This window comes from Streptomyces sp. NPDC001700 (assembly GCF_053596435.1).
Genome location: NZ_JBSFGE010000034.1, coordinates 63,478 through 84,880 on the forward strand (window position 1 = coordinate 63,478; position 21,403 = coordinate 84,880).

Here is a 21,403-nt window from a genome sequence, read left to right on the forward strand (position 1 = left end):
GTCAGATCTTGATCCCGCCCAGCAGACTGGCGAGGCTCGCGCCACCGGCCTTGATGCTCGGGGCGATGGCGGTGCTCGCGAGGTAGAAGCCGAAGAGGGCGCAGACGACGCCGTGTGATGCCTTGAGGCCGTCTTTGCGGAAGAAGATGAAGACGACGATGCCGAGCAGGACGACACCGGAAATGGACAGGATCATCTCGGTCTCCTGGCTGGTGGACTGGCTGGGCTGGCGGGCGACTCTCACCGTGAGTCATTTCAGGGTCACAGCATGTATCCATCCGGGGAAAGGTGCAAATGGGGAGATTGGCTGCGCGGGCGCCACAATGGTCACGTGCCGGTGATCACATGCACAGATGGCGCGTGCGCGGGTAGCGGCATGCACAGGCAGTGAACGCACAGCTAGCGAAGCCGGAGGCGATACGCGATGAGCGCACCGAACCCCGAGAGCGAACCCGCTCACGACCCGGAGGTGCTGCAACTGGCGGCCAAGGTCTTCGACCTGGCCCGGCACGGCGACACGGACACCCTCGCCGCCTATGTGGACGCGGGTGTTCCGGCCAATCTCACCAACGACAAGGGCGATTCGCTGCTCATCCTGGCCGCGTACCACGGCCACGCGGCGGCCGTCTCCGCCCTGCTGGAGCGCGGCGCCGACCCCAACCGGGTCAACGAGCGCGGGCAGACGCCCATCGCCGGGGCGGCCTTCAAGGGGGAGGAGGAGGTGCTGCGGGTCCTGCTGGCCGCCGGTGCCGACCCGCGCGCGGGCTCGCCCTCGGCGGTCGATACGGCGCGCATGTTCGGGCGGGACGATCTGCTGGCGCTGTTCGGGCCCGCGACCTCGTAACGCCCGTAACCTGGCGGCCCGTGGAGGCCGTGCCGCCCCTGGAGATCGTGCCGCCCCTGGAGACCTGTCGCCGGACCGAGGCCGCCGAGGTGAATCGAGTTGGTCCTCGGCGGACCTTCCGCACCCGTATGATCGGTATCCAGTCCCATGTACGGAGTTGGGGGCGCGATGACTGCCACTTGGTGGCTTATGCAGGGCGAGGCCACGGTCGGCGAGTTACGGCAGTACGGGGTCGACCAGCCGGTCTTCCTCTGCCACTTCACGCCCGGACCCGCGTGGGAGAACGCCCGGGACAAGTTCGAATCGTGGTCGGCGCTGCGCGGCCCGGACCCGGACGGGAGCCGTACCGCCCAGGTCATCAGATCCATCATGGACCTCGATCTGCGGCTGGTCCCCACGGACGGCAGCCCGTCGATGGCGCTGTTCACGGAGTGCATCCTGCGGATCGACGGCCACACGGCCCGTCTGCGCTGCTGAAATCCCCTGCCGCGAGGGCCGCTTGACCAGCGCCGCTTGACTAGCTGTCCGTCTTGCCGAGGACGAGGACCTGGATGGCCAGCACGGCGGCTCCCCGCGCCCAGTCGTGGAAGTCGGAGACCTTGGTCTCCAGGTCCACCGGGTCCGCCAGCGGATGGCGGTGGGCGGCGATGGTCTCCTGGATGGTCTCGCCCGCCACGTCGACCAGGCCGACCCCCTCCCCGGCGAGCAGGATTTTCTGCGGCATCGCGAAGTTGGCGATCTGCGCCACCAGGACGCCCAGCCCCCGCGCCGCCTCGTCGACCACCCGGCCGGTGACCGGGTCGCCGGACGCGGCGAGGGCGAGGATGCCGGGATAGTCGATCTCGCGGCCCAGCGCCGCCCGCACCTGGTAGCGGATGCTGGGGATGGACAGCAGGGCCACCGCGCTGCCGCGCTCCCCGTCCGGGGTGAGGGGGCCGTTCGGATCGATGATCCAGCGCTTGCCGAGACCGTGGCCGTCCTCCGAGCCGCGGACCAGGGTGCCGCCGATGACCAGGCCGTATCCGATGCCCGCGCCGATCGTGAGCACGACGAAGCGGTCAAGGCCGCGCCCCGCGCCGAACCAGGTCTCGGCCTCGGTGAGCGCCACCACGTCGTTCTCCACCACCACCGGCAGCCCGGTGCGCACCTCCACGAGCTGGGCGAACGGGACGTCGTCCCAGTCCAGGAAGGCGGAGTCGACGACGGTGGACCGGCCCCGGACATGGCCGCCCACGCCGACGCCGATCCCGGCCAGCCGGGGGAAGTCGCCGCTGAAGTCCTGGACGAGGGCATGGAGGAGGTCCGCCACCTCTTCGGGGGCATGGGTGTCCAGCGGACGGGTCCGCTGGGCCACGACCTCGCTCTTCAGCGTGGTGACCACCCCGTACACCGCATCACCGGTGATCTTGAACCCGGCGAAATAACGGGACTCGGCCACGATGTCCAGCGGCTGGGAGGGGCGCCCCTGCCCGCCCGGCCGGGGCGGACGGGATGAGGCGGGCCAGGCCTCCTCGACCAGCAGCCCGGACTCGATCAGCGGCTTGGTCAGCCGGGTGAGGCTGCCCGCCGACAGATCCAGCCGCCTGGCGATCTCGCCACGGGAGAGCGGTCCGTGCATCAGCACCTCGATCGCCACCGCCCGCTCGGCGGGACTCAGCGGTGCCCAACTGGCCGCCAGCGCACTCATCGAGCCGTCATCATCCACATCCCGGAGCCTATATATCTTTCCCGACGAAAACAATGCCGGGGTCCGGGGCTGTGGACAACGGGTTTTCCACAGCTTATGCACGGGTCTTGACAGCTCTATTTTTTCGTCACGAAACTAAACGGCCATGGACCACGTCATGGACAAGGGAGTCTTATGGCCATCGCCTCGCCCCGTCGCGAGGGCGCCCGCGGCGACGGGCTGCTCGCCGCCGCGTTCATCGCACCCGCCCTCTTCGGGTTCCTCGTCTTCCTCCTCTGGCCAACCCTGCGCGGCATCTATCTCAGCTTCACCCGCTTCAACCTGCTGACCCCGCCGGAGTGGGTGGGCCTGGACAACTACGTGCGCATGGTCAACGACCCCATCTTCTGGGACTCGTTGCGCGTCACCGTCGTCTACGTGGTCATGAACATCGGCGTGCAGACGGTGGTGGCCCTCCTCATCGCCGTCCTGATGCAGCGGCTGACCCAGTCGGCGCTGGTGCGCGGCATCGTGCTCACCCCGTATCTGGTCTCCAACGTGGTCACCGGCATCGTCTTCCTGTGGATGCTCGACACCCAGCTCGGCATCGGCAACCAGCTCCTCGGCGCCCTCGGCCTCGACCACATCGCCTTCTTCGGCAGCCAGGCGTGGGCGATCCCCACCATCGCGCTCGTCAACGTCTGGCGGCATGTGGGCTATACGGCCCTGCTGCTCTTCGCCGGACTCCAGGCGATCCCCAAGGACATGTACGAGGCGGGCCGGATCGACGGGGCGGGGGAGTGGCGGATGTTCTGGCGCATCTCGATGCCGCTGCTGCGGCCGATCCTCGCCCTGGTGCTCATCATGACCGTCATCGGATCGTTCCAGGTGTTCGACACGGTCGCGGTCACCACGGACGGTGGCCCGGCCAACGCCACCAACGTGCTGCAGTTCTACATCTACGGTGCCGCGTTCGGACGCTTCCAGTTCGGCTACGCCTCCGCGATGTCCGTCGCGCTGCTGATCGTCCTCAGCGTGATCACCATCGTCCAGTACCGGCTCACCAAAGCCGGTCAGACCGACCTCGGTTAGGGAGGCCCGTCATGGCACTGGCGACATCCACGAAACTCGATGCCCCCAGCCCGGCCACTACCCGGACCGCGATCAAGGTGCGGCGCAGGCCCTCGCCCGGCCGCGTCCTCGCCTGGATCCTCATGGGCGGGGTCATGGTGGTCACACTCTTCCCCTTCTACTGGATCCTGCGGACCGCGCTGTCCACCAACACCGCGCTCGCCGCCCACCCCGCCTCCCTGCTGCCCGCCGACATCAGCCTGGGCGGCTTCGCCCGGGTCTTCGGCCTGCAGAGCACCAAGGACGCCCTGGCCCAGGGCGGCTCGGGCGGCAGCCTCAACTTCTGGCGTTATCTGCTCAACTCGATATTCGTCTCCACCCTGGTCACCGGCTGCCAGGTGCTCTTCTCCGCCATGGCCGCCTACGCCTTCGCCCGCCTGCGATGGCGCGGCCGGGACAAGGTGTTCGGGCTGGTGCTCGCCGGGCTCATGGTGCCCGCCGTCTTCACCCTGCTGCCGAACTTCGTCCTCATCAAGCAGCTCGGCCTGGTCGACAACCTGCTGGGCATCGCGCTGCCCACGATGTTCATGACGCCGTTCGCCGTCTTCTTCCTCCGCCAGTTCTTCATGAACATCCCCGCGGAGATCGAGGAGGCCGCGCTGCTGGACGGCGCGGGCAAGGTGCGGGTCTTCTTCCGGGTCATCCTGCCGATGGCCGGAGCACCGATCGCGACGCTCTCCGTCCTCACCTATATGACGTCCTGGAACGACTACTTCTGGCCGCTGATGGTCTCGTACAGCGAGAGCTCCCGGGTGCTCACCGTCGCGCTGAGCATCTTCCGCGCCCAGTCGCCGCAGTCCGGAGTGGACTGGGCCGGGCTGATGTCGGCGACGCTGGTCGCCGCCCTCCCGATGCTCCTGCTGTTCGCCGCGTTCGCCCGGCGCATCATCAACTCCGTCGGCTTCACCGGAATCAAGTAGGAGGCGCAGCGATGTCACCAGCACGAACCCTCCGCGCACCCCGCGCCCTCCGTACCGTGGTCGCGCTCGGCGGAGCCGCCGCGCTCACCTTCGCGGCGGGCTGCGCACCGCAGGGCTCCTCCTCGGCCGCCACGCAGCGGACCGTCAGCTACTGGCTCTGGGACGCCAACCAGCTGCCGGCCTACCAGGCGTGCGCGAAGGACTTCGAGAAGAAGAACCCCGGGCTGACCATCGATATCACCCAGGTGGGCTGGGACGACTACTGGACCAAGCTCACCGCCGGATTCATCGCGGGCACCGCGCCCGATGTCTTCACCGACCACGTGTCCAAGTTCGCCCAGTTCGCCGACCTCGGCGTGCTGGCCCCGCTCGACGAGCTGCCCGCCACCAAGGGCATCAAGAACGCCGACTATCAGCCCGGTCTCGGCGCCTCGTGGGTCGGCCAGGACGGCCACCGCTACGGCGCCCCGAAGGACTGGGACACCGTCGCCCTCTTCTACAACAAGAAGATGGCAAAGGCCGCCGGAGTCTCCGCCAAGGATCTCAACTCCCTGGCCTGGAACCCCCGGGACGGCGGCTCGTTCGAGAAGACCATCGCCCATCTCACCGTCGACCGTAACGGGGTCCGAGGGGACGAGCCGGGTTTCGACAAGCACCATGTGCGCACCTATGGCCTGGCCACGAATGACGCGGGCGAGTCCGACGGCCAGACCCAGTGGAGCGCCTTCGCCGGCTCGTCGGGCTGGAGTTACACCAACAAGCGCCAGTGGGGCGATCACTACAACTACGACCAGCCCGCCTTCAAGGACGCCATCAGCTGGTACTTCGGGCTCGCGAAGAAGGGGTACCTCGCACCGTTCACGGACTTCTCCGAGTCCAACGGCCCCGAGGTGCAGCTCGGTTCCGGCAAGGCGGCCATCGCGATGCACGGCTCCTGGATGATCTCCACCTTCGCGGGGCTGAAGGGCGTCGACGTCGGCACCGCCGTGACCCCCGTCGGCCCGTCCGGCCACCGCGCCACCATGATGAACGGCCTCGCCGACTCCATCAGCAAGCACGCGAAGAACAAGAAGGGCGCCGAGAAGTGGGTGGCCTATCTCGCCTCGAACGCGTGCCAGAAGACGGTGGGTGAACACGGCATCGTCTTCCCCGCGACCAAGGCGGGCACGGCAGCGGCAGCCGCCGCCTACAAGAAGGACGGCATCGACACCACGGCCTTCACCAAGCCGGTCGCCGACCGCACCACCTTCCCCTTCCCCATCACCGACTACGCCGCCGACATCAAGGATCTGATGGGTCCCGCGATGCAGGACATCTACGCCAACGGTGCGTCCGTCTCCGGTGTGCTCGACCGCACCAACCAGCAGATCAACTTCCTCTTCGACCAGTGACTCTTTGACCGAGAAAGGGCCCTCCATGCCGTTCACCCTTGGCATCGTCGGCGCCGGGCAGTTCGCCGGCCAGTTCGCCAAGCTCTTCCAGGCCCACCCGGGCGTCGGGGACGTCACCGTCACCGATCTGCTGCCCGAGCGCGCGGACCGGCTGGTCTCCCAGTACGGGCTGGCCGGAACCCACCCCACGTTCGAGGCCATGCTGGAATCCGACGTGGACGCCGTCGCGCTGTTCACCCAGCGCTGGACCCACGGCCCCCTCGTCGTCCAGGCCCTGCACGCCGGGAAGCATGTGTACTCCGCCGTGCCGATGGCGGTCAGCGAGGTGGAGATCGCCGCCATCATCGAGGCCGTCCGGGAGACCGGGCTGACGTACATGATGGGCGAGACCAGCCAGTACAACCCGGCCACCGTCTACGCCCGGCAGAAGATCGCCGAGGGCGGCTTCGGGCGGCTCTTCTACGCCGAGGGCGACTACGTCCACGACATGGACCTCGGCTTCTACGAGGCGTACCAGTACAGCGGCGGCGCGGACTGGAAGTCCACCGCGAGCTATCCGCCGCTGCACTACCCCACCCACTCGGTCGGCGGGGTGCTGGGCGCCTGGCAGACCCACGCGGTGAGCGTGTCCGCGATCGGCGTCCGGGACGAGCGGGGGGACGGGGTCTTCGACAAGGAGGTCAGCCAGTTCGACAACGACTTCTCCAACGCGACCGCGCTTTTCGAGGCCGCCGGGGGCGGGTCGTTCCGTATCAACGAGTTCCGGCGGGTCGGCTACCCCTCGCACATCCGTGAATCGCGGTTCCGCTTCTTCGGCACCGAGGGCAGTCTCGAACAGCTCGCCACCGTCAGCTTCTGGCAGGACAAGAAGGGCGTCCAGGACGTCTCCGCGCACCTCCAGCCCGCGCCGACCCTGTCCGCCGACGATCCGTCGCTCGCCGAGGTCGCCCCCGCCCTGCGGGACGCCTTCACCTCGGGCAGCGCGCCCGTGCACGACCGGTCGCAGCTGCCGAAGGAGTTCGCCGAGCTGCCCAACGGGCACGAGGGCAGTCACCACTTCCTCGTCGACGACTTCGTCACCGCCGTCACCACCGGCACCCTGCCCACGGTGAACGCGTGGGTCGCGGCCCGCTACACCCTGCCGGGCATCATCGCCCACCGGTCCGCGCTCCAGGGCGGCACCCGCCTGGACATACCGGACTTCGGCGACGCCCCCGCGTAACCGACGGGCGTAACCGGCACACGAGGAGCCGGACCGCCGGGGGCATCGCCCCACGGGGTGGCGGTCCGGCCGTATAGCTTGATCCTCATGGACATCGGTGATGTGGTCGAGGACTTCGAACTTCCGGACGAGAACGGCGCCACCCGTACCCTGAGCGGGCTGCTCGCGGGCGGCCCGGTCGTGCTGTTCTTCTATCCGGCGGCCTTCACGCCCGGGTGCACGAAGCAGGCGTGCCATTTCCGCGACATCGCGGCGGAGTTCAAGGAGCTGGGCGCCCAGCCGGTCGGCGTGAGCGCCGATGTGGTCGAAAAGCAGGCGGAGTTCGCCCGCGCGTACTCCTTCGGCTATCCGCTGCTGTCGGATCCGGAAGGGGCGGTGCGGGAGCGGTTCGGGGTGAAGCGCGGCATCGCGGCCGTACCGACCAAGCGGGTCACCTTTGTGATCGACACCGACCGCCGGGTGCTGGAAATCGTCAAGAGCGAGTTCCGGATGGGGGTGCACGCGGACCGCGCGCTCGACGCGCTCCGCCGCCGGGCGGCGCAGAGCTGAAAACACTTGCGGGGGCGGTGCGTTGGACCGCCCCCGCAAACCTTGTGAGCCCTCTAGAAAGCGCTTGCCGAGCGGCGTAGGGTCGGGCCGCCCGACCCTACGCCGCGCCGCACGCGCCGAGCTGAGGAGCCTCCATGAGACGCGCCGGTACCGCACTGCTGGCCGCCACCGCCTGCCTCGCCCTGCTGCCCTGCGCCCCGGCGTGGGCCGGAACCTCCGGCCACCACCCCGGCCACGCCCTCCGCGACTGCACCGGCACCGCCCCGATCACCTGCCACCTCGACGTCGCCCCGGGGACGTACGACGTCACGGCCGTCCTCGGCGGCGCCGACGCGGGTAGCACCACCGTGACCGCCGAGTCGCGGCGCACCCTGCTGCCCGCCACACCGACCGCCGCCCGGCAGCGGCTGAAGGTGACCTTCACCGTCGATGTGCGCGAGCCGGAGGGGGAGCCGACCGGGCCCAGCGGTTCCCCCGGGCTCGACCTCACCTTCGGCGGCGACGCGCCCCGCCTCACCGATCTGAGGGTCACCGCGAGCCGCCGCCCACAGCTCTTCCTCGCCGGGGACTCGACCGTCTGCGACCAGATCGCCGCCCCGTACACGGGCTGGGGGCAGCAGCTTCCGCAGTACTTCCGGGGCGGCCTCTCGGTCGCCAACTACGCCGACTCCGGCGAGGGTTCCGGCTCCTTCCTCGCCGATCCCCGGCTCTTCCCCACCATGCGGCCGCTGATCCGCAGGGGCGACACCGTCCTCATCCAGCTCGCCCATAACGACAAGCAGACGACCGCCGCCGACTACCGCGCCAACCTCACCGCGCTGCTCGACGGGGTACGGGCGCACGGCGGCGAGCCCGTGCTCGTCACGCCCATCGTGCGCCGCTGGTTCAACGACGACGGCACCCTCGACAACGGCACCGCGCTGCACATCAACGGCCTCGGCGTGAACCTGCCCGCCGAGATGCGCGCCCTCGCCGCCGAGCAGCGCGTCCCCCTCATCGACCTCACCGCGCTCACCCGGCAGCTGGTGGAACGGCTCGGCCCGGAGGACTCCAAGGCGCTCTACCTCTACAACGAGGCCCGCGACAACACCCACACCTCCGCCCACGGCGCCACCGAGTTCGCCCGGCTGGTGCTCGGCGAGCTGCGCGCGCAGCGCCTCGTCCCCGGCGGGGTGATCCGATGACGTACCCGTTCCCCATGCCCGCCGAGGACCGCGCCACCAGCCCGTACACCGGCTGGACCCGGGCCCACTGGGAGGCCGCCGCCGACGGGCTGCTCGCCGCCGTCACCCCGTACGCCACCCCCGGGCAGGCCCTCTACCAGCTGCCGGGCCTCCGGCCGAGCTGGTCGGGCGCCCGCTCGGACGGGCTCGAAGGGTTCGCCCGCACCTTCCTGCTGGCCGCGTTCCGCGTCGCGGGCGCGCGCGGCGCCGACCCGCACGGTCTGCTGGAGCGCTACGCGGCCGGGTTCGCCACCGGTACCCGGCGGCCCGGCGGCGACGGCCCGGAGGACTGGCCCCGGATCGCCGACCGCAGCCAGCCGCTGGTCGAGTCCGCCTCGATCGCGCTCGGGCTGCGGCTCACCCGCCCCTGGCTGTGGGACCGCCTCGACGACGGCGTACGCCAGCGCGTCGGCGGCTGGCTCACGGACGCGCTGACCGCCACCCCCGTGCCCACCAACTGGGAGCTGTTCCCGGTGGCCGTCGGCGGCTTCCTCGCCGACGCGGACGTGGCACCGGAGGCCGCCCGCGCCGCCGTCGCCCGGGGCCTGGAGCGCATCGAGCCCTGGTACACCGGCGACGGCTGGTACAGCGATGGCGCCAACCGCGCCTTCGACTACTACAACGGCTGGGCCCTGCACCTCTACCCGGCCCTCGACGCCTGGCTGTCCGGCGACACCGACCGGCTCGCCCGCTACGGGCAGCGGCTGGCCGCCCATCTCGCCGACTACGCCCACCTCTTCGGCGGCGACGGCGCCCCGCTCCACCAGGGCCGCTCGCTCATCTACCGGTTCGCGGCCGCCGCCCCGCTGTGGCTGGGCGCCCTCACCGGGCACACCCCGCTCACCCCGGGCACCACCCGCCGCCTCGCCTCCGGCGCCCTGCGCTACTTCCTCGACCGGGGCGCGGCATCGGACGGCGGGCTGCTGTCGCCGGGCTGGCACGGCCGCTACGAGGAGCTGGCCCAGCCCTACTCCGGGCCCGCGTCCCCCTACTGGGCCGCCAAGGGCTTCGTCGGGCTGCTGCTCCCGGACGGCCACGAGGTGTGGACGGCCCGCGAGGAGCCGGGACCGGCCACCACCACCGACCTCACTCGCGCGGTGCCCGGCCCGAACTGGCTGCTCCAGTCCACCGTGGCCGACGGCCTGGTACGGCTCCACAACCACGGCAGCGAACACCTTCCGCCGCCCGGCGACCCCGACCAGGACGACCCGTACTACGCCCGGCTCGCCTACTCCACGGCCACCGGGCCCGTCCCGTACGGCGCCGCGCCCGACAACCACTTCGGCCTGCTGAGCGGCGGCGGCGACCGGGTCTCCCTGCGGACCGGGCTGGAGCCCCTGGGCACCGGGGAGGGCTGGGCCGCCTCCCGCCACCGCGCCCGGGTGGTGGGGGAGGAGCGGTCGGAGGAGGTCCGGATCACCGGCCTGGTGCTGGCGCACGGCGCGGCGGAGGTCCGCGTCCACCTGGTGGCGGGGGCCGCCCCGGGCCACGCCGTACGCCAGACCGGCTGGGCGACCCCCGAGGCCCCGGACAGCCCGGAGGGCCCGGACAGCCCGAACAGCCCGGACAACGGCCCGCGCTCCGAACTCCTGCCGCTGCACGGCCTGCTGACCGCCGATCCGCTGCCCGCCGCCGCCACGGCCTTCACCGGCCACGCCGTCGCCCCCGCCCTCACCGGCGAGACCACCGGCGGCGCGGCCGGTGACCTGTTCGTCTGCCTGGCCCGGCTGACGGCCGAACCGGACCCGCCGCCGCTGGAGACGCTGGCCCGCGTGGACGTGGCGCTCGCCGCCGACGGCTACGAGGTCCGGGTCGCCTGGTGGGACGGCGCCGCCTACCGCGCCCGCCTGTCGGCCGAGGCGGTCCGCGTCGACCCGTCGATCCCGGCCCCGGCCAGCCGGAACTGACCGACTCCGCCGCCCAGCGCTGGCCGCTGCCGAGGCGGCGCAGCAACTGGCCCGCGTTCTAGCTGGGGACAAGACAACACCGGCGGACCGCCGCCCAGGGGGACGGTCCGCCGGTGGCGTCACGCGCTCAGCCCAGCGGGCTGAAGGTGAACGAGAACTCCGCCGGGGCCGCGCGCAGCCGGTGCGGCTCCAGCACCCCCGGGCCGCAGGACTGGCTGCCGATGCCCTGCTGGCCGTGGTCGAGGTTGACCCACACCGTGTCGGGCGACGCCACCAGGTCCGGGGTGTGCTCGGCCGCGTCCAGCTGCTCCGTGGTCCAGCGGCGGGCCGTGAACCAGAACGGCGGGTGGCCCTCGATCCGCAGGCCCGCACCGTCCGGGGCGGTCAGCCGCGCCCAGCGCACATCGGCCCGCGCGCCGTTCTCCTGCGGCCGCACGTACGGCGTCTGCAGCTCGTCCACCGACAGCGCCCAGCGCCCCAGCCGGGAGGCGGCCCGGGTGTCCGGGTACGCCTCGCCGGGACCGCCGCCGAACCACTCCGCCGCCCCCAGCGCGGCCGGGACCCCGAGCCGCACGCCCAGCCGGGGCAGCGGGCAGGGCCACTCGCCGAGCGGGGTGACGGAGACGGCCAGCCGCAGCCGGTCGCCCTCCGCCGTCCAGCGGTAGACCGCGCTCAGCCCGAGGTCGGTGGCCGCCGGGGCGACCCGGGTACGGACGGTCAGCTCCCGGTCCGTGAGGTCCACCGCGTCGACCCGGTGCCGCAGCCGGTGCAGACCCAGCTGCCGCCAGATCAGCCCGTAGCGCTCATCGGGCTGCCAGGACGCGCCGTTGTCGTTGTCGGTGGGGGCCCGCCAGAGGTCGAGCCGGGGACCGGTGAGCGTGAGCCCGCCGAGGTCGGCGAGGGTGCCGGTCGCGGCGTCGAACGTACCCGGGCCGAGGACGATCCGGCCCCCGCCACGGCGCGGTGCCGCCACGGCATCCACAACGGCCGTCGCGGCGGCCACGGCGGGCAACTGCGCCCAGGCCACCACATGCCCCGCCCCGCCCCACGCCGTCCCGGCGGCGAGCCGCGCCTCGACCGTCCAGCGGGTCTCGCCGCCCGGCGCGGTGTCCGGGGGCGCGGGCAGCTTGAGGTCGGCGGACGCGCCGGGGGCCAGCGGCGGCACCACCAGCTCGCCCGAGCCGACCGCCACGCCCTCGGCCTCGTACGCCCAGGTGAAGGCGAGATGGGACAGGTCGGTGAAGTCGTGGCCGTTGGTGATCCGGACCGTCCCGGTGGCCCCGTCGCCCTCGATCCGTACCGGCTCGATGACCTTCTTGTACTCGATCAGCCCCGGGGACGGCGTGCGGTCGGGGAAGAGGAGCCCGTCGCAGACGAAGTTGCCGTCGTGCAGCTCCTCGCCGAAGTCCCCGCCGTACGCGTAGTACAGCGTGCCGTTCGGTGTGTGCCGGGCGAAGCCGTGGTCGATCCACTCCCAGACGAACCCGCCCTGCAGCCGCTCATGCGACTCGAACAGCCGCTGGTACTCGCTGAGTCCGCCCGGCCCGTTGCCCATCGCGTGCGCGTACTCGCACTGGATGAACGGCAGCGCCCGGCGCTTGGCGTCCAGCGCGGGGTCGCCCCACGGCGGCTCCGTACGGGTACCGATCCGCGCGACCTCGTCGTGCGGCGCGTACATCCGGGAGTAGACGCCGGTGTCGGCGCAGGACAGATCGCCCTCGTAGTGGATCACCCGGGAGGCGTCGCGCTCCCGGATCCAGTCGGCCATCGCGGACAGCCCTCGGCCGGTGCCGCACTCGTTGCCCAGCGACCACATCACGATGGACGGGTGGTTCTTGTCGCGCTCGACCATCCGGGCGGCCCGGTCGATCAGCGCCGGGGTCCAGCGGTGGTCGTCGACCGGGTTGTTCCGCCAGTCGAGGTCGACGAAGCCGTGGGTCTCCAGGTCGCATTCGTCGATGACCCACAGCCCCAGCTCGTCGCACAGGTCGAGGAAGGCGGGGTGCGGCGGATAGTGGCTGGTGCGCACGGCGTTGATGTTGTGCCGCTTCATCAGCTCCAGATCGTGGCGCATCGTCGCCAGGTCCAGCGCGCGGCCGGTCTCCGGGTGGAACTCATGCCGGTTGACGCCCCGGAACAGCACCCGCTGGCCGTTGACCTTGAACACGCCGTCCTCGACCACGACCGTACGGAAGCCGATCCGCAACGCGATCGTCTCGCCCGCCGTCGTCAGCGTGCCCTCGTACAGCCGTGGCGTCTCCGCCGTCCACGGTTCGACGGGCAGCGTGGCGCTCTCCCCGGTCGCCAGGTCCAGCCCCAGTTCGGGCACGCTGACCCGGCCGCCGCCTGGCTCCGCGTCGACCCGCAGCGTGCCCGCGCCGCTGACGTGGTCGTACGAGGCGTGCACGAAGAAGTCCGCCACGGCGCCCGCCGGGCGGTGCACCAGCGACACCTCGCGGAAGATCCCCGGCAGCCACCACTGGTCCTGGTCCTCCAGATAGCTGCCGGAGGACCACTGGTGCACACGCACCGCCAGCACGTTCCCCGACGGCTTCAGCAGCCCGCCGACCGCGAACTCATGCGGTAGCCGGCTGCCCTTGAAGGTGCCCAGCTCCTCCCCGTTGAGCCAGACCCGGGCGCACGACTCGACGCCCTCGAAGCGCAGCACCGCCTCCCCGTCGGCGGGCCAGTCGCCGGGGAGGTCGAAGACGCGCAGATGGTCACCGGTCGGGTTCTCGGTGGGCACGCGCGGCGGGTCCACCGGGAACGGATAGTTCACATTGGTGTAGATCGGCGCGCCGTGGCCGTGCAGCACCCAGTGCGCGGGCACCGGGATCTCGTCCCAGCCTGAGGCGTCGTAGCCGGGGCGGGCGAAGGACTCGTCCTCGGCCGTCGCGGTGGGCGACAGCCGGAACGCCCAGGTGCCGGAGAGGCTCAGCCGGGCGGCGTCGGAGCCGGGGGCCCAGGCGCGCGGCGGCAGGCATCCGGTGCCGGGGGAGACGTCCTCGTAGTAGGGAAGCGGCGGCGTGTGCGCGCGCGAGTTCATCGTTCTCCTCGGTCAGCCCTTGATACCGGTCTGTGCTACACCCTGCACAAGCCAGCGCTGCAGAAACACGAAGACGAGCACAAGTGGCAGGATCGATACGGCCGTTGCCATGAAAATCAAGTGGATGTTGATTGTCTGTGCGGTCATATACGAGGACAGCGCGACCTGGACGGTCCACGAGTTCTGATCCTGGCCGATCACCAGCGGCCACAGGAAGGCGTTCCAGCCGCTGATGAACGTGATGACGGAGATCGCCGCGAAGAAGTTGAGCGAGTTGGGCACCACGATGCGCCAGTACGCGCCCCAGTAGCCCAGCCCGTCCACCCGGGCCGCCTCCTCCAGCTCCTTGGGGAAGCCCAGGAAGTACTGGCGGAAGAGGAACGCGGTGAACCCGCTGAACAGCCCGGGGATGATCAGCCCGCGCAGCGAGGAGACCCAGCCGAGGGACGAGACCAGGACATAGCTCGGTACGAAGGTCACGGCCGCCGGGACCATGAGGGTGAACAGGACGGTGTACAGCACCTTGTTGGCGTGTTTGTACGGGATGCGGGCCAGCCCGTATCCGGCCAGCGAGCACACCAGCAGCGTCCCGAGGGTGTGCAGCACGGCCACCACGGTGGAGTTCCACAGCGCCTGGGCGAAGGGGACGGACGGGTCGTCGAACAGCTCCTTGACGTTCCCCCACTGGAGGTCACTGGGGAAGAACGCCCAGTCCTCGCCGGTGATGTCCGCGTCGGTGGACAGGGCGTTGCGGATGATCAGATAGAAGGGGATGACGAACAGCACGGTCGCGACGCCGAGCGCGACGTACAGTCCGGTGCTGCTCATGACGGAGCGCGGGGTGCGCTTCTTGACCGGTGCCGTGATGGTCACTTGTCGTCACCCTTTCCGAGGCCGAGGAACTTGCCCTGGACGAGGGTGACCATGGCGATCAGCAGGGCGAGGATCAGGGCGCCCGCGCTGGCGTGCCCGTAGTCCTGGTTGGCGCCGAGCGCCTGGAGGTACAGCTCGACCAGCGGTGGGCGGCCCCAGGTGGCGCGGCCCTCGTCGAGGATGTTGTAGAACTCGTCGAACGCCTGGTACGCCGCGATGAGCAGCAGCAGGATGACCGCGACCGAGGTGGCGCGCAGCTGCGGCAGGGTGATGTGGCGGAACGTCTGCCAGCCGGACTTGGCACCGTCGACGGCCGCCGCCTCGTACAGCTCGCGCGGGATGTTCTGCAGCGCGGCCAGGAACAGGATCATGTAGAACCCGCACTGGAGCCACAGCCGGGCGGTGCAGATCACCAGCCAGTACCAGGGCGGATGGGGCGAGGCGAGCCAGGCGACGGAGTCGACGCCGAACCAGCTCAACACGGTGTTGACCATGCCGTAGTGCAGCCCGTTGAACATCGACATCTTCCAGACCAGCGAGGCCACGACGAAGCTGCACGCGGTCGGCAGGAAGAACACCGAGCGGAAGAACGCCTTCATGAAGCGGATGCGGTGGACCAGCAGCGCGAGGGCGAGGGAGAGCGCGTAGGTGATCGGGACGATGAGCGCGGCGAAGATCGTGAAGTTGATCAGGCTGTCCACGAAGTCGCCGTCGCCGAGCATGTCGGCGTAGTTGGCGAGGCCGACGAACTCGGTGGGCGCGACGGTGCCCTTCGCGTTGTGCAGGCTCAGCCAGAGGCTCCAGCCGATCGGCACATAGACGAAGATGATCAGCCCGATGAGGAACGGGCTGGTGAACAGCCAGAAGTTGAGGGCGCGGCCGCGGCTGCCGCCGAGTCCGCGCAGCCGCCGCCCGGCGGGGGCCGACTTGTGGGGCCGCACGGGGGCGGTGCTCTGGGTGGGTGTGGTGGTCGCCATGTCAGTGGTCTTCCGGCCGAGGCCTAACCGAGCTTCTTCAGCTCGCGCTCGATCTTCTTATCGGCCTTGTCGAGTTCGGACGCGGGACTCTTGCTGTCCCGCACCGAGTTGACGACCGCGTCGAGCACGATGTTGAACATGCCCTCGGTCCAGTACGGGTCGTCGAAGATGCCGTGGCTGTTGAACAGCTCGACCGCCTCGGCCGCGACCCCGTCCTTGAGCTTGTCCGCCCCGGCGGCGATGCTCTTGCGCGCGGGAATGTGGAACCCGTAGTCCAGGGCCCATTCCTGCTGGTATTTCTTCTGCTCGATCCACAGCCACTTGACGAAGTCCTTGGCCCCGTCGACGTCCTTGGCCTTGGCGGAGACGTACGTGGACCAGCCGCCGTTGTAGACCACCGGGCGGCCCTTCGCCCCCGACTTGGGGAACGGGAAGATTCCGAAGTCGTCGCCGAACGCCTTCTGGATCGCCGGTATCGCCCATATCCCGCACCACTGGATCGCGCACAGCCCCTGCACGAAGCTGGTCGGGTCCCAGGTCTCGGTCGGGGCGCCCAGCAGCAGCGACTTGCTCTTGTACAGCTCCCGCGCCTTGGTGAGCGTCTCCTCCAGCTCATCCGTGTGGTACGCGATCTTGTGGTCCTCGGTGAGGTAATGGGTGCCGTTGGACCAGACGAGCGGCTTGCTGATGGTCTTCAGGTTCTGGCCGATGTAGAGGCCCTTGATCTTGCCCTTGGTCAGCTTGTGGGCGATATCGATGAGTTCGTCGAAGGTGGTCGGGGGCTTGACCCCGGCGTCCTCGAAGAGGGACTTGCGGTAGAAGAAGAACTGCGGGTCGTCGATCATGCGGATTCCGTAGATCTTCCCGTCCACGGAATTCGCCGTGATGTCCTCCGGCAGGAAGTCATCCTTGACGTCGGCGATGATGTCGTCCAGCGGGACGATCTGCTTCGAGCGCACCAATTGCAGATCGGGGTGGTATTCGAAGACATCCGGGCGGCCCGAACCCAGCAGGGAGGTCGCCAGCTTGGATTCGTACTCGCCCGGCACCCATTCGATGGTGACCTTCGCCTTGTCGTACGCGTCGGCGAACTTCTTGGCGGCCTGCTGGGTGCCCTGCTCCCCGTAGGCGTGGTACATCTGCTTGATCGACTTGCCGCCGCCACTGGCGCGGCCGGTGTTCGACCCGCAGGCGGCGAGCCCGCCGAGGGCGGCCACCCCGCCGACGGCGCGCAGCACGCTGCGGCGGTCCCAATCCCTGGCATCCCTGGCTCTGTTCACTGCCGACATGTGACGTCCTTGTCTCGGTTCACGTTCTCGGTTCACGGCCAAGTGCGGTGGTGCAGCGGGACGTTAGCCATAGACGAAGACTTCGGCAAGGGGTTGGACGAAGTGGGCGGCGCGACTTTTGGGACGGTTCGAGGATTCGAACGACCACGGGAATGGGATCGCTCCCACACCTCGTTACGAGGGCGCGCCGAGGGCCCTCGCGGCCGTCGCGCGGCGCTGCTTCTGGCTCACGGACGCGAGCTGGCCCTCCAGCACGAAGGTCGCCGCCCCGAGGCTCACCGGGTTCGACGGGATCGGGCACAGTACGATCTCGGTGCTCGCCAGCGGACGGCCCAGCGCCCGCCCGGCCACCGCCGCGCGCACCTCGGCCAGCAGTCCTTCGCCGAGCGCGGCCGCCACCCAGCTGCTGAGCACGATCACTTCCGGGTTGAGCAGGTTGATCAGGTCGGCCAGGCCCGCCCCGAGATAGCGGGCCGTCTCGCGGACCACCCGCACGGCCACCGGGTCGCCGTCCGTCAGCCCCCGCCCCAGGGCCTCGATGGTCGCCGTCTGGTCGTCGGCGCGCAGCAGCGGGCTGTCCGGGGCCAGTTCGCGCAGATTCCGCATGATGCCCGGCGCGCCGACGTACGTCTCCACACAGCCCCGGTTGCCGCAGTGGCACTGCCGCCCGTCCAGGATGAGCGTGGTGTGGCCCCACTCGCCCGCGCTGTTGCTGACCCCGCGGTGCAGCGTCCCGCCCAGCGCGAGCCCGGCGCCCACGCCCGTACCGAGGTTCACCACGACCGCGTCACCCCGCCCGCGCGCCGCGCCGAACCACTGCTCGGCGACCGTGCACGCGCGCAGCGGGTTGTCCAGGTAGAGGGGGTACGGGATGTGATCGGCCAGCAGGCTCAGCAGCGGTACGTCGTGCCAGTCCCAGTTGGGCGCGAACACCGACACCCCGCCCTCCCGGTCCACCTGCCCCGGCATGCTGACGCCGACGCCCAGCACCCGGTCGGGCGCGATGCCCGCCTGCCCGGCCACGGACGCCACGGCGGCGGCGATGTGCGCCACCACCTTGGCCGGGTCGTTCTCCTCCGGGCGCTCGGGGCGCAACTCCTCGTCGGCGCGGGCGAGTACGGTCAGGGCGAGGTCGAACAGCTCGACATGGATGTACGTCTCCGCGACGTCCACCCCGATCAGCGCGCCCCCGGAGGAGTTGACGGCGACCAGCCCGCGCGGGCGGCCGCCGTCGGAGTCCTCGTAGCCGACCTCGACCAGCATGCCCAGCTCCAACAGCTCGCCGACGAGGTTGGCGACCGTGGCCAGGCTCAGCCCGGTCGCCGCGGCCACCTCCTGCCGGGACACCGGGGATTCGGCGACGATGTGGCGCAGCACCCCGTAGCGGTTGGCGGTGCGTATGTCGCGGGACGTGCGCTTCACGCCGGAATCCCCTCTGTGGCTCTCTGGCTCGCTGGCTTTCGCGGCTGATGCCGCGCCAGGCTAGAGCGTCCGCCGGACCATAGACAACCCCTTCGCACAACCCTTGTACGAAGCGTCGGGGGCGCGGAGCCGCAGGAGAGACGGGGTGAACGGGGCAAGGTGGCGGGGTGGTTGTCGTCAGCGGGGTGCGAGCACCTGCCGTACGACGGGTCCGGCGGCGTCACCTCCGTGTCCGCCCTCCGTGACCACGGCCGCCGCGGCCATGTCGTCGCGGTAGGCGGTGAACCACGCGTTGGTCTTCGCCTGGCCGTCGATCTCGGCCGAGCCCGTCTTGGCGCCGATGTCGCCGCTGACCCCGGCCATCGCCGTCGCCGCGGTGCCGCTCGTCGCCGTCAGCCGCATCATGCCCTTGAGCTGCTGCACGGCCGCCGGGCTCAGACCGCGCTGTGCCGTCGCGACCGTACGCCGGTCCATGGACGTGGGCACCAGCACCGGCTGTTTGAAGACGCCCGTCCGCACGGTGGCCGCCACCGACGCCATCGTGAGCGGATTCATCTGGACCGTGCCCTGCCCGATGACCGCCGCGGCCTTGCCGTCCCCGCCCTCCGTCGGTACCGAGCCGTCGAACGTCGTGACGCCGACCCGCCAGTCGAGCCCGATGCCGAACACCGCCCGCGCCTCCTCCGCCACCCCGTCGTCGGGTATGGAGCCCGCGAGCGAGACGAACGCGGTGTTGCAGGAGGCCGCGAAGTCCTGCGCGAAGGTGGCGCTCGGGTTCTCGCTGTCCTCGACGTTATGGAACGTCATGCCCTGCGCGTACGACGCCGTCTTCGGGCACGGCACCCGCTGGGCGGGCGTCACCTCGCCCGACTCCAGCAGGGTGGCGGCGGTGATGATTTTGAACGTCGAGCCGGGCGCAGTCTGCCCTTGCAGCGCGGCGTTGAACTCGGCCCGGTCGGAGTTGGCCACCGCGAGGATCTCCCCGGTGCTGGGCTTGAGCGCCACCACGGACGCTCCGTTCCGCTCGCTCACGGCCGCCTCCGCGCGCCGCTGCACCTGCTGGTCCAGCGTCGTACGCAGGCTTCCGGGCTTGCCCTTCGCCACCACATGCAGCGTCGTCCCGGGCGACCCGTCGGCCCTGACCACCGTCACCTCGATCCGGGCCGCGCCACCGGCCTTGTCGCCGTAGCGCGACCGCAGCGAGGTCAGCACCGGATCGAGGGAGGGATGGCTGCCCTGCTTCAGCTCCTTGCCGCTCCGGTCCAGCACCCGGACCGGCTGATCGTCCGCCAGGCCCGTCTGTAACGTTTCATCAGGCGCGAGCTTGGGGTGGATGACCGCGGGCTTCCAGTCGACCAGCGGCTTCCCCGTCGTCCGGCCGCGCACGACGGTCAGCTCCGAGTCGTACGTCCACGTCGAGCCCTTCCCCTGATACGCGATCTCCGCCTCGACCCGGAACGGCACCGTGGCGCTGTGGGCCTCGCCCGCCGTGAGCGTCAGCTTCGTCACCCGGCCGTCCTCGCGGTAGCGGCTCAGCGCGGTGGTCGCGCTCTGGGCGTCGTTCGTGTACGCGGCGGCCTTCAGGTCGTTCTGATCCGCCCACGCGGCCAGGAACTCCCGTGCCGTGTCCTTCACATCGGCCGGCGTCACCGCGCCGTCCGGAACCGACGGCCCACTGCCGCCGGTCAACCCCGTATAGAGGTTGTACCCCCCGATCCCCGCAACCCCGATGAACCCCGCTAACGCCGTACCGAGTACGACTCTCCCCGCTGCACGCATCGCGTGACCCGCCCCCAGGTGTGGTCGGCGGTCTGCTTCTCAGGCCGCCTGCTCCATCTCACCGCGCAGCGCCCGCGTGTACACCCCGAGGAGCCGCCCGTACTCCGCCCGCTCGGCAGGCCGCAGGGCCCGCCCGGCCCGGGCGCGCAGAAAGACGCGTATCGCCTCGTTGGCCTGGTCGGTGGAGGTGGTCAGTAAGGCAGGGCTCTGGGGAGTAGGAGTCGGACGCATGACCAATAGAGTAGGGGCAGCCACTGACAAGCGCTGTGGCCTAAACCTCTCAACTGGGCTGTTACCCGCGGTATGTGAGGAACAACGCATCCTCGGCGCGAGTGTTCCCCTGACGCCCGGTCTGGCATATGCCCCGGCCCGGTCTGTGCGTTGTGCCTGGTCACACCTTCCGTACCACCGTACCGGTGGCGCCTAGCCGGTCGGTGTGGTCGTCCGCCGCGCTCTCGTCCGTGATGACCGCGTCCAGGGCGGAGGCGGCGGCGACGAACGCCAGGGCGGTGCGGGTGAGTTTGGCGGCCTCGGCGACGGCGATCACGCGGCGGGACGAGGCGATGGCGGCGCGCTTCACGGCGGCGTCGTCCATGTCGTAAGCGGTCAGCCCGTCCGTGGCGTTCAGCCCGCAGCAGCCGATGACGGCGGTGTCGAAGCGCAGCGCGGCCAGCGACGCCTGGGTCAGCGGGCCGGTCAGCGCCAGCTCGCCCGGCCGGGGCCGCCCGCCGGGCACCAGCAGCGTCACCTGCGGGGCGCCGGTCAGCGCGTTCACCGCGTGCAGGGACAGCGGCATCACGGTCAGCCGCCGGTGCTCCAGCACCCGGGCCACCTCCAGGCAGGTGGTGCCGCTGTCGAGGACGACGGACTCCCCGTCGGCGATCAGCCCGGCGACCTCCGCGGCGATGCGCCGCTTGGCGTCCAGCCCCTCGTGGGCGCGCAGCGCGAACGGCGGCTCCTCGCCGCGCAGCAGCAGGCTCCTCGCCCCGCCCCGGTAGCGCTCCAGGACGCCCTGGGCGGCCAGCGTCTCCAGGTCGCGCCGGATGGTCATCTCCGAAGCGCCGGTGAGCGCGGCCAGCTCCGCGACCCCGGCGCGGCCCGCGCTGCGGACGGCCTCGGTGATCTGCCTCAGTCGATCTGCGCCTGTCATGATGCGATTGAACA

Annotated in this window: 19 protein-coding genes; 9 read left to right on the plus strand and 10 right to left on the minus strand. The window is 70.6% G+C overall.

Features of this window, described 5'->3' with window-relative positions; translation table 11 throughout:
* Position 1: 1 nt before the first annotated feature.
* Positions 2 to 196 (minus strand): hypothetical protein, encoded by a 195-nt coding sequence (locus tag ACWC5C_RS38025; RefSeq protein ID WP_039936790.1) that lies wholly within the window; start codon positions 194 to 196, stop codon positions 2 to 4.
* A 228-nt stretch (positions 197 to 424) separates the two neighbouring features.
* On the opposite strand from ACWC5C_RS38025, the gene ACWC5C_RS38030 reads away from it, so the two are divergent.
* Both ACWC5C_RS38030 and ACWC5C_RS38035 read left to right on the plus strand, forming a co-directional pair.
* Positions 425 to 844, plus strand: coding sequence for an ankyrin repeat domain-containing protein (locus ACWC5C_RS38030; RefSeq protein ID WP_450883218.1), 420 nt, complete (start codon positions 425 to 427; stop codon positions 842 to 844).
* Positions 845 to 1,012: 168 nt separating this feature from the next.
* On the plus strand, positions 1,013 to 1,321 hold the full coding sequence (locus tag ACWC5C_RS38035; RefSeq protein WP_450883220.1) for a hypothetical protein: 309 nt from the start codon (positions 1,013 to 1,015) through the stop codon (positions 1,319 to 1,321).
* 40 nt (positions 1,322 to 1,361) lie between these two features.
* Here ACWC5C_RS38035 and ACWC5C_RS38040 read toward each other — a convergent pair whose 3' ends face one another.
* Positions 1,362 to 2,531: an ROK family transcriptional regulator gene (locus tag ACWC5C_RS38040; protein ID WP_450883286.1), complete on the minus strand. Its 1,170-nt coding sequence runs from the start codon at positions 2,529 to 2,531 to the stop codon at positions 1,362 to 1,364.
* A 174-nt stretch (positions 2,532 to 2,705) separates the two neighbouring features.
* Between ACWC5C_RS38040 and ACWC5C_RS38045 the strand changes: the two genes are divergently transcribed.
* The 7 genes from ACWC5C_RS38045 (at position 2,706) to ACWC5C_RS38075 (ending at position 10,853) form a co-directional block, all read left to right on the plus strand.
* The gene (locus ACWC5C_RS38045; RefSeq protein ID WP_450883222.1) at positions 2,706 to 3,602 is read left to right on the plus strand and encodes a carbohydrate ABC transporter permease; all 897 of its coding nucleotides are present in this window, start codon (positions 2,706 to 2,708) and stop codon (positions 3,600 to 3,602) included.
* An 11-nt stretch (positions 3,603 to 3,613) separates the two neighbouring features.
* A complete protein-coding gene (locus ACWC5C_RS38050; protein WP_450883224.1) occupies positions 3,614 to 4,561 on the plus strand; it encodes a carbohydrate ABC transporter permease in 948 nt (315 codons plus the stop codon).
* A gap of 11 nt (positions 4,562 to 4,572) precedes the next feature.
* The gene (locus ACWC5C_RS38055; RefSeq protein ID WP_450883228.1) at positions 4,573 to 5,952 is read left to right on the plus strand and encodes an ABC transporter substrate-binding protein; all 1,380 of its coding nucleotides are present in this window, start codon (positions 4,573 to 4,575) and stop codon (positions 5,950 to 5,952) included.
* A 25-nt stretch (positions 5,953 to 5,977) separates the two neighbouring features.
* Positions 5,978 to 7,174, plus strand: coding sequence for a Gfo/Idh/MocA family protein (locus ACWC5C_RS38060; protein WP_450883230.1), 1,197 nt, complete (start codon positions 5,978 to 5,980; stop codon positions 7,172 to 7,174).
* 87 nt (positions 7,175 to 7,261) lie between these two features.
* The gene (locus ACWC5C_RS38065; RefSeq protein ID WP_450883232.1) at positions 7,262 to 7,723 is read left to right on the plus strand and encodes a peroxiredoxin; all 462 of its coding nucleotides are present in this window, start codon (positions 7,262 to 7,264) and stop codon (positions 7,721 to 7,723) included.
* Between the two features lie 134 nt (positions 7,724 to 7,857).
* Positions 7,858 to 8,907 (plus strand): rhamnogalacturonan acetylesterase, encoded by a 1,050-nt coding sequence (locus ACWC5C_RS38070; protein ID WP_450883234.1) that lies wholly within the window; start codon positions 7,858 to 7,860, stop codon positions 8,905 to 8,907.
* The gene (locus ACWC5C_RS38075; RefSeq protein ID WP_450883236.1) at positions 8,904 to 10,853 is read left to right on the plus strand and encodes a DUF2264 domain-containing protein; all 1,950 of its coding nucleotides are present in this window, start codon (positions 8,904 to 8,906) and stop codon (positions 10,851 to 10,853) included. The genes ACWC5C_RS38070 and ACWC5C_RS38075 overlap by 4 nt, the downstream gene beginning before the upstream one ends.
* A gap of 127 nt (positions 10,854 to 10,980) precedes the next feature.
* Here the strand turns inward: ACWC5C_RS38075 and ACWC5C_RS38080 are convergent, their stop codons facing one another.
* The 8 genes from ACWC5C_RS38080 to ACWC5C_RS38115 form a co-directional block, all read right to left on the minus strand.
* Positions 10,981 to 13,899 carry a glycoside hydrolase family 2 TIM barrel-domain containing protein gene (locus tag ACWC5C_RS38080; protein WP_450883238.1) on the minus strand — a complete coding sequence of 973 codons (2,919 nt, stop codon included), beginning with the start codon at positions 13,897 to 13,899 and terminating at the stop codon, positions 10,981 to 10,983.
* Positions 13,900 to 13,911: 12 nt separating this feature from the next.
* Positions 13,912 to 14,772 (minus strand): carbohydrate ABC transporter permease, encoded by an 861-nt coding sequence (locus tag ACWC5C_RS38085; RefSeq protein ID WP_450883240.1) that lies wholly within the window; start codon positions 14,770 to 14,772, stop codon positions 13,912 to 13,914.
* A complete protein-coding gene (locus ACWC5C_RS38090) occupies positions 14,769 to 15,749 on the minus strand; it encodes a carbohydrate ABC transporter permease (protein ID WP_450883242.1) in 981 nt (326 codons plus the stop codon). The genes ACWC5C_RS38085 and ACWC5C_RS38090 overlap by 4 nt, the downstream gene beginning before the upstream one ends.
* A 23-nt stretch (positions 15,750 to 15,772) precedes the next feature.
* Complete coding sequence (locus ACWC5C_RS38095) at positions 15,773 to 17,038, minus strand: ABC transporter substrate-binding protein (protein ID WP_450883244.1); 1,266 nt, start codon at positions 17,036 to 17,038, stop codon at positions 15,773 to 15,775.
* A gap of 174 nt (positions 17,039 to 17,212) precedes the next feature.
* Positions 17,213 to 18,460 (minus strand): ROK family protein, encoded by a 1,248-nt coding sequence (locus ACWC5C_RS38100; RefSeq protein ID WP_450883246.1) that lies wholly within the window; start codon positions 18,458 to 18,460, stop codon positions 17,213 to 17,215.
* A 177-nt stretch (positions 18,461 to 18,637) separates the two neighbouring features.
* Positions 18,638 to 20,239: a penicillin-binding transpeptidase domain-containing protein gene (locus tag ACWC5C_RS38105; RefSeq protein WP_450883248.1), complete on the minus strand. Its 1,602-nt coding sequence runs from the start codon at positions 20,237 to 20,239 to the stop codon at positions 18,638 to 18,640.
* A gap of 39 nt (positions 20,240 to 20,278) precedes the next feature.
* Positions 20,279 to 20,470, minus strand: coding sequence for a hypothetical protein (locus ACWC5C_RS38110; protein ID WP_009713521.1), 192 nt, complete (start codon positions 20,468 to 20,470; stop codon positions 20,279 to 20,281).
* A gap of 160 nt (positions 20,471 to 20,630) precedes the next feature.
* Positions 20,631 to 21,389 carry a DeoR/GlpR family DNA-binding transcription regulator gene (locus ACWC5C_RS38115; protein WP_450883250.1) on the minus strand — a complete coding sequence of 253 codons (759 nt, stop codon included), beginning with the start codon at positions 21,387 to 21,389 and terminating at the stop codon, positions 20,631 to 20,633.
* Positions 21,390 to 21,403: the final 14 nt, after the last annotated feature.